At 49.1% G+C, this 12639-nt stretch carries 10 protein-coding genes and 1 tRNA gene; all 11 read left to right on the plus strand.

The genetic code is table 11. From position 1 onward, the window contains the following. The first annotated feature begins 109 nt into the window (after window positions 1-109). The 11 genes from I2H87_RS00835 to I2H87_RS00885 all read left to right on the plus strand — a co-directional run bounded on the left by I2H87_RS00835 (window position 110) and on the right by I2H87_RS00885 (window position 12623). Window positions 110-1489 (plus strand): MATE family efflux transporter, encoded by a 1380-nt coding sequence (locus I2H87_RS00835; RefSeq protein ID WP_195609098.1) that lies wholly within the window; start codon window positions 110-112, stop codon window positions 1487-1489. 23 nt (window positions 1490-1512) lie between these two features. Beyond that, a complete protein-coding gene (locus I2H87_RS00840) occupies window positions 1513-2205 on the plus strand; it encodes an endonuclease III domain-containing protein (protein ID WP_117550740.1) in 693 nt (230 codons plus the stop codon). After that, on the plus strand, window positions 2195-3592 hold the full coding sequence (locus I2H87_RS00845) for an MATE family efflux transporter (protein ID WP_054703413.1): 1398 nt from the start codon (window positions 2195-2197) through the stop codon (window positions 3590-3592). Before I2H87_RS00840 ends, I2H87_RS00845 begins: the two co-directional genes overlap by 11 nt. A gap of 18 nt (window positions 3593-3610) precedes the next feature. Beyond that, complete coding sequence (locus I2H87_RS00850) at window positions 3611-4969, plus strand: M18 family aminopeptidase (protein WP_195609099.1); 1359 nt, start codon at window positions 3611-3613, stop codon at window positions 4967-4969. 42 nt (window positions 4970-5011) lie between these two features. After that, window positions 5012-6142 (plus strand): flagellin lysine-N-methylase, encoded by a 1131-nt coding sequence (gene fliB, locus I2H87_RS00855; protein WP_195609100.1) that lies wholly within the window; start codon window positions 5012-5014, stop codon window positions 6140-6142. Between the two features lie 196 nt (window positions 6143-6338). Then, window positions 6339-7775, plus strand: coding sequence for an amidophosphoribosyltransferase (locus I2H87_RS00860; protein ID WP_195609101.1), 1437 nt, complete (start codon window positions 6339-6341; stop codon window positions 7773-7775). Window positions 7776-7974: 199 nt separating this feature from the next. After that, window positions 7975-8045, plus strand: a tRNA-Gly gene (locus tag I2H87_RS00865). 283 nt (window positions 8046-8328) lie between these two features. Then, on the plus strand, window positions 8329-10530 hold the full coding sequence (gene nrdD / locus I2H87_RS00870; RefSeq protein WP_117550632.1) for an anaerobic ribonucleoside-triphosphate reductase: 2202 nt from the start codon (window positions 8329-8331) through the stop codon (window positions 10528-10530). Window positions 10531-10701: 171 nt separating this feature from the next. Further along, entirely contained in the window at window positions 10702-11208 is a 507-nt protein-coding gene (gene nrdG, locus I2H87_RS00875; protein ID WP_117550634.1) for an anaerobic ribonucleoside-triphosphate reductase activating protein, read from the plus strand. A gap of 126 nt (window positions 11209-11334) precedes the next feature. Continuing rightward, window positions 11335-11937: a flavin reductase gene (locus I2H87_RS00880; RefSeq protein WP_054703424.1), complete on the plus strand. Its 603-nt coding sequence runs from the start codon at window positions 11335-11337 to the stop codon at window positions 11935-11937. 104 nt (window positions 11938-12041) lie between these two features. After that, entirely contained in the window at window positions 12042-12623 is a 582-nt protein-coding gene (locus tag I2H87_RS00885) for a xanthine phosphoribosyltransferase (RefSeq protein ID WP_009267343.1), read from the plus strand. Window positions 12624-12639: the final 16 nt, after the last annotated feature.

Genomic DNA, 12639 nt, shown 5'->3' on the forward strand with positions numbered 1-12639 from the left:
GTGAAAAAATACGAATGAAAAAATAGCAATGAAACAGGTGGAAACAGCAGGACGGAGGGGAGCGTGAGAGTCTCCCCTCCGTTTGACGCTGGAAGATGAGAGGGAAATTATGGAGTGGTTAAAGAAATTATTTGCGCCGGTCGATATGACCGTGGGGCGTCCGTGGGAGGACATCCTGATTTTTACGGTTCCGATGCTGATCGGAAATATCGCACAGCAGTTATATAACACTGTGGACAGTGTGGTCGTTGGAAAATATGTGGGAGACAACGCGCTTGCGGCAGTCGGAAGCGCCGGACCGATTTTAAATCTTTTGATCGTATTATTTATCGGGATCAGTGTGGGCGCGAGCATTATGGTGTCCCAGTATTTCGGGGCGAGAAACCGGGAGGATCTGTCCCGCACGATCGGAAGCTGTATCGTGCTGACTGGATTGGCGTCCCTGTTTGTGATGGTGGTTGCGACGATGCTGTCCCGTCCGCTGCTCGTTCTGCTCGGGACGCCGGACAGTATTCTGGACTGGTGTACGTCTTATCTGCATATTTTATTTTTAGGTGCGGCAGGAATGGCATATTACAATATTTTGAGCGGTGTGCTCCGCGGACTGGGGGATTCGATCTCCGCGCTTGTCTATCTGATCGTGGCAAGTGTGACCAATATCGTGCTGGATCTGGTGTTTGTCGCACAGTTTAAGATGGGCGTTGCGGGAGTGGCGCTGGCAACCGTGATCGCACAGGCAGTCTCGGCGATCCTCTGCCTGTGGAAACTGGCGCGTATGCGGGATTTATTTGATATGAAATGGTCTTACATGCGTCTGAGTAAAATGCATACGATGAATATCATCAAACTCGGCGTACCGTCGGGGGTGACGCAGGCGATCATGTCCATGGCGATGCTGGTCGTACAGTCGCTGACCAACAGTTTTGGAGAACAGTTTATTGCGGCAAATGTGATCGTGATGCGTGTGGATGGATTTGCGATGCTTCCGAACTTCTCATTCGGAACGGCGATGACAACGTATGCGGGACAGAACATCGGCGCGCGCGCCCATGACCGTGTCACCCAAGGCGCGAAACAGGGAACTCTGATGGGGCTTGGCGTGTCGGCGGCGATCACGGCTGGGATCTTGTTGTTCGGAAGAAGTCTGATGAGCATTTTCACGAATACGGAAGCGTTGGTGGAAATGAGTATGAATATGATGCGCATCCTTGCGGTCGGCTACATTGCGATGGCAGTGATCCAGTGCCTGTCCGGTGTGATGCGCGGCGCGGGCGACACGATGACGCCGATGTGGATCTCACTGGTCATGACGATCATCATCCGTGTACCGCTGGCGTACGGTTTGGTGTATCTGACAAGAAGCACACAGTTCCCGCAGGGCAGAAAAGAATGTATCTTTGTTTCACTTCTGATCTCATGGCTGATCGGCGCGGTGATGACGGCAGTCTGCTATAAAAGAGGAAAATGGAAAGAAAAGGCGGTATCGTGATGGCAAAACAAATAAAAAAAGAAATGCTTTATCAGACAGGAGATAAAAAGAAGCAGAAGCTGGCGGCGGAGGTGATCGAACGGCTCCGCCGGGAATACCCGGACGCCGCGTGTACGCTGGATTATGACAATGCATGGAAGCTGCTTGTCGGCGTGCGGCTTGCGGCACAGTGTACGGATGAGCGGGTCAATGTGGTCGTGGAAGAGCTCTATGCAAAATATCCGACGATGGAGGCGCTTGCAGCCGCAGAGGCGGAAGAGATCGAGGCTATCGTGCGCCCCTGCGGTCTTGGGAAAAGCAAGGCGCGGGACATCAGCGCCTGCATGCGGATGATCCGGGACGTATACGGCGGACAGGTTCCGGACGATTTTGACGAGTTGTTAAAACTTCCGGGCGTCGGAAGAAAAAGCGCCAATCTGATCGTGGGCGACGTGTTCGGCAAACCGGCGATCGTGACAGACACACATTGTATCCGTCTTGTGAACCGGATCGGGCTTGTGGATGGGATCAAAGAACCGAAAAAAGTGGAGATGGAACTTTGGAAACTGATTCCGCCTAAGGAGGGGAGCGATTTCTGCCACCGGCTTGTCTATCATGGGCGGGAAGTGTGTACGGCGCGGACAACGCCGCACTGTGAACGGTGTTGCCTAAGCGATATTTGTGCATCGGCAAACACCGAAAATAACGAGAAAAGCAGGGAAAAGAATGAAAAATGATTATCTGATCCAAAAGAAACCTCTGTCTGCGCTCGTGTTGTTCTCTGTCCCGATCATCGTCGGAAATCTGTTCCAGCAGTTTTATACGATGGCAGATTCCGCGATCGTCGGGCGTTTTGTCAGTGAACAGGCATTGGCGGCGGTGGGCGCGTCCTATGCGCTGACGAATATATTTATCTGTGTGGCGATCGGCGGCGGGATCGGTGCGTCGGTGATCGTCAGCCGCTATTTTGGCGCGAAAGAATATGAAAATATGAAGTCTGCGGTCTTTACCGCACTGCTTTCCTTTCTGGCAGTCAGTATCGTGTTGGGCGGGATCGGTCTTCTGCTCGGCAGACAGATCATGGTCGTTTTAAATACTCCCGCGGACGTACTGGATCTTTCGGTGCAGTATCTGAATATTTATTTTCTGGGGCTTCCTTTTTTATTTATGTATAATGTCCTTTCGGCGATGTTCAACGCCCTCGGGAAATCGCGGATCCCTCTGTATTTTCTGATTTTTTCCTCGGTGTTCAATGTGATACTGGACGTGGTATTTGTCACACAGTTCGGAATGGGCGTTGCGGGTGTTGCATGGGCGACGTTGATCGCGCAGGGAATCTCGGCCGTTCTCTCATTTTTTGTATTTTTAAAAGAACTGCGCAAAATGTGCGGTCAGGAGCAGACAAACGAACACGGTCAGGATGAAAAATCTTGCAGGAAAGCAAAATACAGCGGAAAGATTTTTGATAAAGAGGAAATGTGGGCGATGATGCGCGTGGCAGTCCCGTCTATTTTCCAGCAGTCCACCGTTTCGATCGGCATGATGCTTGTACAGTCCGTAGTCAACAGCTTCGGTTCGGAAGCGTTGGCGGGATTTTCGGCGGCAATGCGGATCGAATCTATCTGCGTGGTTCCGATGGCAGGGATCGGAAATGCTGTTTCCTCTTACACGGCACAGAATCTGGGTGCGGGAAAACAGGAGCGTGTAGTGGAGGGATATCATGCGGCGAACCGGATGGTGATCGCCTGCGCGGTTCTGATCGCGGTTGTATTGGAGACGGCGCATCGTCCGATCATCACATTGTTTTTGGGCGGCGGAGGAACAGAGACCGCGCTTGCGACCGGAGTCGGTTATCTGAAATTCATGGGATGGTTCTTCTGTCTGATCGGATTTAAAATGGCGGTGGACGGATTGCTCCGCGGCGCCGGCGATATGAAAATGTTCACGATCGCCAATCTGGTCAATCTGTCTGTGCGGGTGATCGTTGCTGTGACGATGGCGCCGCGTTTCGGGATCGCGATGGTATGGATCGCCGTTCCGATCGGATGGTTCTTAAACTGGGCGATCTCGTTTATGGAATACCGGACCGGGAAATGGCGGAAAACGATGGAGCAGAAAGAATAGAATGCGGAGAGGAAAGAAATGGAAAGTAAAACAGCAGAAGAGTTACTTCAATTTATCGGGGAAAGCCCGAGTGCATTCCACGCGGTCGATACGATGAAACGGATGTTGGATGCAAGACAATACGAACAGCTTTTGGAGGGGGATACATGGGAACTTTCCCCCGGAGGAAAATATTATGTGATCCGGGGAGGCACATCGCTGATCGCATTTCGGATCCCGTCTGCGAAAATCAAGAGTCGTGTCCACGGCGGGTTTCGCGGATTTCAGATTATGGCGAGCCACAGTGATTCGCCGACATTTAAGGTGAAAGAGAATCCGGAGATGGAAGCGGAAAAAGCATATGTGAAATTGAACGTGGAGAAATACGGCGGCATGTTGATCGCGCCGTGGTTCGACCGTCCGCTTTCGGTAGCGGGACGTCTGATCGTGCGTGAAAACGGAAGAATCGTATCAAAGCTTGTGAACGTGGACAAAGATCTGCTTCTGATCCCGAGTCTTGCTGTCCATATGGATCGGCAGGCGAACGAGGGGCACAAATATAATGTGCAGAAAGAACTGCTTCCGCTCTACGGGATGATCGGCGCAAAAGGAACATTTCTCCGGGCAGTGGCGGAGTCGGCGGGCGTTTCCGAAGAAGATATTTTAGGACACGATCTGTTTTTATATAACCGGGTCGGAGGAACGATCTGGGGAGCGGAGGATGCGTTTCTTTCTTCTGCACGGCTGGATGATCTGCAGTGCGCATTTGCATCCTTGAAAGGATTTCTCGCCGCGGAGGCTGCGGCAGAAGAGTGCGAGAGTATTCCGGTGCACTGTGTGTTTGACAATGAGGAAGTGGGAAGCAGTACGAAACAGGGAGCGGCGTCCACATTTCTTGCGGATACGCTTGTACGGATCAATGAGTTGCTCGGCAGAACGCCGGGAGAATACCGGCAGGCGATCGCGTCGAGCTTTATGGTGTCGGCGGATAATGCCCACGCCGTGCATCCGAATTTTGCGGAGGCGGCATGTCCGACGAACCGTCCGGTGCTGAATGAGGGAATCGTGCTGAAATACAGCGCCAACCAGAAATATACGACCGATGGTGTGTCTGCGGCATTGTGGAAACAATTGTGCGAAAATGCAAATGTTCTGTATCAGACCTTTTTGAACCGGGCGGATATGATCGGCGGATCGACGCTTGGCAATCTGTCGGGAAATCAGGTTGCGGTCTGCTGTGTGGATATCGGACTACCTCAGCTTGCCATGCATTCGCCGTATGAGACCGCCGGTGTGAAAGATACGGAAGCACTTGTGCGGGCGGCGAAAGCGTTGTTTGAAAGTTCGGTGGAAGAGAGCGGGTACGGCAGTTACAGGCTGATCAAGTCAGGATGTTAAGCCTGACGGAAGATTTGTCAGAGTGAAGAGGAGGAACGAAAGATGCTTTATACAATACCGGATTATTACGAAGCGTTTTCCTGTACGGCGGATGCGTGTGAAGATACTTGCTGCGCAGGCTGGCAGATCGTTGTCGATGAGGAAGCACTGGAACGGTATCGGGCGGAGAAAGGACCTTATCGGAAAAAATTAAGAGAGGCGATCTGCTGGCGCGACGGAACGTTCCGGCAGGATCCGCTTCGCAGATGCAAGTTTCTGAAAGAAGATAATTTGTGCGAAATGTATCAGCAGCTCGGAGCGGACAGCCTTTGTAAGACTTGCAGGACGTATCCGCGTCATACGGAAGAGTTTGAGGGCGTCCGGGAAATCTCTCTTTCGTTGTCCTGTCCGGAAGTGACAAGAATGTTGGTCGGCAGACAGGAACCGGTGGAATTTCTGAATTACGAAAAAGAGGGAGAGGAAGAATTTGACGGATTCGATCCGTTTTTATACTCCTATCTTGTGGATACGCGTGATCTGATGTTGATAACTTTAAAAAATCGGCGGCTTCCTGTGGAAAACCGGATGATGCTGATGCTCGGAATGGCGCATGATCTGGAGGAACGTGTGAAAAAAGGCGCGTTGTTCTCCTGCGGCGATGTGTTGGATACTTACCGGAAAGAAACATATTTCTCCGCGGCGGCAAGAAAAGCGGAGCGATATAAAATGGACTGGAAACGGCGGTACACATTTTCACGCCGGACATTTGCGATGATCCGTAAACTGGAACTTCTGCAGCCGGAGTGGAAACAGATGCGTACGGAAACGAGCCGGATCTTATTTTCGGGCGGCTGGAGAGGGTATCGGAATCTCCATAAGGAATTTGCCCGGGCGGAAGTGACGGGATTCGACCGGGAAATCCTGACGGAGCAGCTGCTTGTCTATTTCATTTTTACTTATTTCTGCGGCGCGGTCTACGATGAGAAGATTTTCGTAAACGCGCAGGTGGCGGCGGGAAGCGTTGCGCTGATCTGGGATTTTCTGGCGGCGCGCTGGCTGAAAAACGGGAAGACATTGGATCAGGATGATGTGATCGAAGTGATCTACCGCTATTCCCGTGAGCTGGAACATTCCGATAAAAATTTGAAAAAGATATGGAAACTGTTGGAGAAGCAAGCGGAATTGTATCGCTAGTGTATAAGGGGAAATTTTACCCTTGTACACGGATGCTGCCGGTGACTTATGAGAATTTATAATTTAAAGTAATAAGAAAAATCAAGAGGAACCATTTTTTTTGTCGGCGGTTCGTGGTAAACTATCATCGATGGGCAAGGGGACGGGAAGTCATCTTGTCTTTTGACGGTAAGACAGAAGAAAGGGAGAATAAAACATGGGTGGATTTTTTGGGGTAGCATCAAAGAAAAACTGCACATTGGAATTGTTTTACGGAGTAGATTATCATTCTCATCTCGGAACGAGACGAGGCGGAATGGCGATGTACGGAGAACAGGGATTTCAGAGAGCGATCCATAATATCGAGAACTCTCCGTTCCGTACAAAATTTGAGAAAGATGTGGAGGAACTGGAGGGAAATCTCGGGATCGGGTGTATTTCGGATTATGAGCCGCAGCCGCTGCTCGTCCAGTCTCATCTCGGAAGCTTTGCGATCGCAACGGTTGGAAAGATCAACAATCAGGATGAACTTCTGAAAAAAGTATATCAGGAGGGGCGGTCTCATTTCCAGGAAATGAGCGGCGGCATGATCAACGCGACAGAGCTGATCGCGGCGCTGATCTGCAAGGCGGACAGCATTGTGGAGGGAATCCGTTATGTGCAGGGGCTTGTGGACGGCTCGATGACGATCCTTTTGATGACCAAAGACGGGCTTTATGCCGCGCGGGACAAATACGGAAGAACTCCGCTCGTTGTCGGAAAGCGGGAAGACGGCTACTGTGTTTCGTTTGAAAATTTTGCGTATATCAATCTGGGATTTTCCGATTATAAAGAACTGGGACCGGCGGAAATCGTCCATATCACGCCGGAGAGCGTGGAGACGGTAAGTCCGGCAGGCGAGGAGATGCGGATCTGCTCATTTCTCTGGGTATATTACGGATATCCGACGTCTTCTTATGAGGGCGTAAATGTAGAAGAAATGCGTTACAAATGCGGAAGTATGCTGGCGAAGCGCGACGGAGACAGCGTGCAGCCGGATATTGTGGCAGGTGTACCGGATTCCGGGATCGCGCATGCGATCGGATACGCCAATGAGTCGGGGATCCCGTATGCGAGACCGTTTATCAAATATACGCCGACCTGGCCGCGTTCGTTTATGCCGACAAACCAGAGCCAGCGGGAGCTGATCGCGCGGATGAAACTGATCCCGGTGCAGGCATTGATCGAGAATAAGAAGCTGCTTCTGATCGACGATTCCATCGTGCGCGGAACACAGCTTCGAGAGACGACGGAATTTCTGTATCAGAGCGGAGCAAAAGAAGTGCATGTCCGCCCGGCATGTCCGCCGCTTCTGTATGGATGTAAATATTTAAATTTCTCCCGCTCCAAATCCGAGCTGGATCTGATCACACGACGGATCATTGAGGAGCGTGAGGAAGAAGTGACGCCGGAGATCCTGGCGGAGTATGCGGATCCGACGACAGAGCGCTATGACGAGATGGTGGAGGAGATCAGAAAGAGACAGAACTTTACGAGTCTTCGGTATCACCGTCTGGACGATCTGGTGGAGGCGATCGGACTTCCGGCATGTAAACTGTGTACGTATTGCTTTGACGGCAAAGAGTGTCACGGACACTGCAGCGGAGATAAATAATAGAAAATAGAATGAACTATAATGGCGGTGAGAATCGAGATGATGGAGGTTCTTACCGCTATTTTTCTTATTACAGGGTGACCGGTTCTATGACTGGATCAAAAAATTTAAAAAAATTAAAAAAAGTACTTGCTTTTTAAAAATAGCTATGGTATTATAACACTCGTGTTAAGGATAAGACATCAGAAACACGACAAACGCGGGTGTAGTTCAATGGTAGAACACCAGCCTTCCAAGCTGGATACGTGGGTTCGATTCCCATCACCCGCTTTTTTCATGCCCAATTTTAAACGATGGGCAGAAAGGTTAGAAGAGAGGATCAGAGACTGACTTATTCGAGAGCAGATTTAGAAGATTTTGCTGAATGTTCTCGAACGGGACAGTCTCTTTTTCATTTGTGGGACGATAGAAAAATAGCAAATTTAATTGTCAGAAAACAGAGGGATTATTTTATAAAAGTTATGCTTCCATTTTGAGAGGAAATGAGTTATCATAAGGGGGTAACACAAGATATAGTACAGAGATTTTTATAGAGAACAATATATATTGATGAATGAGGAGGTATAAAGAAGTGGCGGTTAAGACGAGGATTATCAAAAGAAATGGTAAAGAAGTGGATTTTGATGTAGAAAAGATCACGAATGCGATCAGCAAAGCCAATGACGAGATGGATCGGATCCATCAGTTGAGCGAGTATCAGATCGAGGCGATCGCAGATACGATCGCGCAGGAAGTTGAGAAGTCAACACATGCAGTGCATGTGGAAGACATACAAGATATGGTAGAGACAGGGATCATGGAGATGCGCGGATACGAAGTGGCACAGAAGTATGTCCGCTATCGTTATAAGAGAGAGCTCAAGAGAAAGTCGAACACGACAGACAACGGAATCCTTGCATTATTGGAGCATATCAATGAGGAAGTAAAGCAGGAGAATTCCAACAAGAACCCGATCATCAACTCGACACAGAGAGATTATATGGCGGGAGAAGTCAGCAAAGACCTTTCTAAGCGGGTATTGCTTCCCGAGGAGATCGTGCAGGCGCATGAGGCGGGGATCATCCACTTCCACGACACCGATTATTTTGCGCAGAAAGAGCACAACTGTGACCTGATCAATCTGGAAGATATGCTGCAGAACGGTACGGTGATCAGTGAGACGATGATCGAAAAGCCGCACAGCTTTTTTACCGCATGTAACGTAACGACACAGATCGTGGCACAGGTAGCCAGCAACCAGTACGGCGGACAGTCTTTTACACTTGCCCATCTGGCGCCGTTTGTGGATATCAGCAGAAAGAAGATCCGTAAAAATGTCATCGAAGAGCGGAAAGAGTGCGGAGAAAGCCTGGATGAAGCGATCATCTCCAAGGTGACAGAGCGCCGACTGAAAGATGAGATCAAGAGCGGTATCCAGACGATCCAGTATCAGCTGATCACATTGATGACTTGTAACGGACAGGCTCCGTTTGTTACGATGTTCATGTATCTGGATGAAGTTCCGGAGGGACAGACAAGAGACGACCTTGCGCTGATCATCGAAGAAGTTCTGATCCAGAGAATGCAGGGCGTGAAGAATGAGAAAGGCGTATGGATCACACCGGCATTTCCGAAGCTGATCTATGTGCTGGATGAAGATAATATTACAGAAGATTCCAAATATTGGTATCTGACGGAATTGGCGGCAAAATGTACCGCAAAACGTTTGGTTCCGGATTATATTTCCGCAAAGATCATGCGTCAGCTGAAAAAAGGCTGTGTATATACCTGTATGGGATGCCGTTCTTTCCTTACTGTGGAAGAGTCACAGAAGAATCCGGACGGAAGCTACAAGTTCTACGGTCGTTTTAATCAGGGCGTTGTGACGATCAACCTTGTAGACGTGGCTTGTTCTTCCGAGGGAGATATGGAGAAGTTCTGGGAGATCCTGGATGAGCGTCTGGAACTTTGCCATCGTGCGCTGAGATGCAGACATGAGCGTCTGCTCGGAACCGTTTCGGATGTGGCGCCGATCCTCTGGCAGAACGGAGCGCTTGCCCGCCTGAAAAAAGGTGAGACGATCGATAAGCTTCTTTACGGCGGATATTCGACGATCTCCCTCGGATATGCAGGACTGAACGAGATGTGCGTGCGGATGTACGGAGAATCCCATACCCATCCGGAAGCAAAGGAATTTGCGCTGAAAGTTATGCAGCGTCTGAACGACAAGTGTAATGAATGGAAAGCGGCGGAGAATATCAGCTATTCCGTATACGGAACACCGATGGAATCCACAACTTACAAGTTCTCCAAATGCTTACAGAAGCGTTTTGGTATCATCAAAGGCGTTACCGATAAGAACTACATCACCAACAGCTATCATGTACATGTGTCGGAAGAGATTGATGCGTTCAGCAAGCTGAAATTTGAGTCGGAATTCCAGAAATTATCTCCGGGAGGCGCGATCAGTTATGTGGAAGTGCCGAACATGCAGAATAATATTCCGGCGGTACTGACTGTTATGAAGTTTATTTATGACAATATCATGTACGCAGAACTGAATACAAAGAGCGATTACTGTGAATGCTGCGGATACGATGGGGAGATCAAGATCGTAGAGGAAGAGTCCGGCAAACTCGTATGGGAATGCCCGAACTGCGGAAACCGTGACCAGAGTAAGATGTCCGTAGCGAGAAGAACGTGCGGATATATCGGAACACAGTTCTGGAATCAGGGACGTACACAGGAGATCAAGGACAGAGTTCTTCATTTGTAAAATATAGTGTCGGTATATGTGGGGGAAAACGGTCGTATTTCCCCTTGTACACTGACGCTGGAATCAAATAAAGCACGCGGGAGCAGGGAACATCCCTTATTTCCGGAAATACGGGCAGAATGATGGCGGACATCAGACTGCCCGTGTGCTGTATCATAAGGAGGTTGTGTCATGAATTATGCTAATATAAAAAACTGCGATATTGCCAATGGTCCCGGCGTCCGGGTGAGCCTGTTCGTCTCCGGCTGCCGGCATCACTGCAAAGGATGTTTCAATGCGGAGACGTGGGATTTCAAATTCGGTCAGCCGTATACAAAAGCGACGGAAGCGGAAATTTTAGAGCTTCTGAAACCGGATTATATCCAGGGATTTACGTTGCTTGGCGGAGAGCCGTTTGAGCCGGAGAATCAGGTGGAACTGGTACATTTGCTGAAAAAGATCCGTGAGACGTATCCTAAGAAAAGCATCTGGTGCTATACAGGATATTTGTATGACGTGGATCTGATTCCGGACGGAAAAGTTTTCACCGATGCGACGGAGGAAATGCTTTCCTATATTGATATACTGGTGGACGGAGAATTTGTGCAGGCGGAGAAAGATCTGTCGCTCCAGTTTCGCGGAAGCAGAAATCAGAGGATCTTAAAAATCGGAGATCATGCGGATTTTGAACCGCAATAAGCAGAGAAGACACAGTGGAAAAAATAGAGAAAGAAACAGGAAGAAAGAAACAGGTGCTTTTTTCATCCGGACTTGTTATAATAGAAATACTTGAGACGTAAAGCGTGAGCAGAAAGGAGAACGAGAATGGATAAAAAAGCAATGTATAAGTTGACGTATGGTCTGTTTGTACTGACTGCACGGGATGGGGAGAAAGACAACGGCTGCATCATCAACACGGCGATGCAGGTGACGACAACCCCGAACCGCATGATCGTAGTCGTGAACAAGCAGAACTATACACATGATATGATCCAGAGGACGAAGAAGTTCAATGTATCTTGTCTGAGTGAGGAAGCGACATTTGACGTATTCCGGCATTTTGGCTTTCAGAGTGGGAAAGACACAGACAAGATGCCGGACGGATCCTATCCGCGTGCGGAAAACGGGATTATGTACCTGAAAGAGAAAGCGTGTGCGTATATTTCCGGAAATGTCGTTGCAGAGACGGATCTCGGAACACATACGATGTTTTTGGCAGACGTCACAGATGCGGAAGTATTAAGCGATGCGGCTCCGGTTTCTTACAGTTTTTATCAGAAGCATATCAAACCGGCTCCGAAACCGGCAGAAAAGACAGGATGGATCTGCAAGATCTGCGGATATGTTTACGAGGGAGAAGAGCTTCCGGAAGATTATATCTGTCCGATCTGCAAGCATCCGGCATCGGATTTTGAACGATTGAGTTAGAAAAGGAATGGAACGCTGTTTTCAAGGCGGCGATTTAAAAGTGAAGTTTTTAAGCCAAAGCTTTACAAGGGAAGAAATAGACGAAGGACGAAAGGGTAACTGACATGAATTTTTTGGAAGAGAGAATTAAAAAAGACGGAATCGTAAAAGAGGGAAATGTATTAAAAGTAGACAGTTTTCTGAACCATCAGATGGATATCGAATTGTTTGATCAGATGGGTGCGGAATATAAAAAGCGTTTTGCCGACAAGCCGATCAATAAGATCCTGACGATCGAGGCTTCCGGGATCGGTATCGCCTGTATCGCAGCGCAGCATTTCCATGTTCCGGTTGTATTTGCAAAGAAGTCACAGAGCATTAACTTAGATGGTGAGATGTATGTGGCAGAAGTGGAGTCTTTCACACATAAGTGCAAAAACCATGTGATCGTTTCGCAGAAATTCCTCGGACCGGAAGATCATGTGCTGATCATCGATGATTTCCTGGCCAACGGGTGCGCGCTCCAGGGTCTGATCCAGATCGTACAGTCTGCGGGGGCGACCGTAGAGGGAATCGGTATTGCGGTGGAAAAAGGATTCCAGTCCGGTGGACGGATCATCCGCAACTTGGGATTCCAACTGGAATCACTGGCGATCGTGGAGAGTATGGACGCATCGACCGGAGAGGTTGTATTCCGTGAACAATAAAAGAGTCGGTGTACAC

Origin of the sequence: Mediterraneibacter glycyrrhizinilyticus, assembly GCF_015560805.1 — a bacterium.
GTDB lineage: Bacteria > Bacillota > Clostridia > Lachnospirales > Lachnospiraceae > Schaedlerella > Schaedlerella glycyrrhizinilytica_A.

Excerpts from the sequence above, each read along its gene's own strand:
- I2H87_RS00835 (WP_195609098.1), top strand. The coding sequence starts at position 110 with ATGGAGTGGTTAAAGAAATTATTTGCGCCGGTCGATATGACCGTGGGG.
- I2H87_RS00840 (WP_117550740.1), top strand. The coding sequence starts at position 1,513 with ATGCTTTATCAGACAGGAGATAAAAAGAAGCAGAAGCTGGCGGCGGAG.
- I2H87_RS00845 (WP_054703413.1), top strand. The coding sequence starts at position 2,195 with ATGAAAAATGATTATCTGATCCAAAAGAAACCTCTGTCTGCGCTCGTG.
- I2H87_RS00850 (WP_195609099.1), top strand. The coding sequence starts at position 3,611 with ATGGAAAGTAAAACAGCAGAAGAGTTACTTCAATTTATCGGGGAAAGC.
- fliB (WP_195609100.1), top strand. The coding sequence starts at position 5,012 with ATGCTTTATACAATACCGGATTATTACGAAGCGTTTTCCTGTACGGCG.
- I2H87_RS00860 (WP_195609101.1), top strand. The coding sequence starts at position 6,339 with ATGGGTGGATTTTTTGGGGTAGCATCAAAGAAAAACTGCACATTGGAA.
- nrdD (WP_117550632.1), top strand. The coding sequence starts at position 8,329 with ATGAGGAGGTATAAAGAAGTGGCGGTTAAGACGAGGATTATCAAAAGA.
- nrdG (WP_117550634.1), top strand. The coding sequence starts at position 10,702 with ATGAATTATGCTAATATAAAAAACTGCGATATTGCCAATGGTCCCGGC.
- I2H87_RS00880 (WP_054703424.1), top strand. The coding sequence starts at position 11,335 with ATGGATAAAAAAGCAATGTATAAGTTGACGTATGGTCTGTTTGTACTG.
- I2H87_RS00885 (WP_009267343.1), top strand. The coding sequence starts at position 12,042 with ATGAATTTTTTGGAAGAGAGAATTAAAAAAGACGGAATCGTAAAAGAG.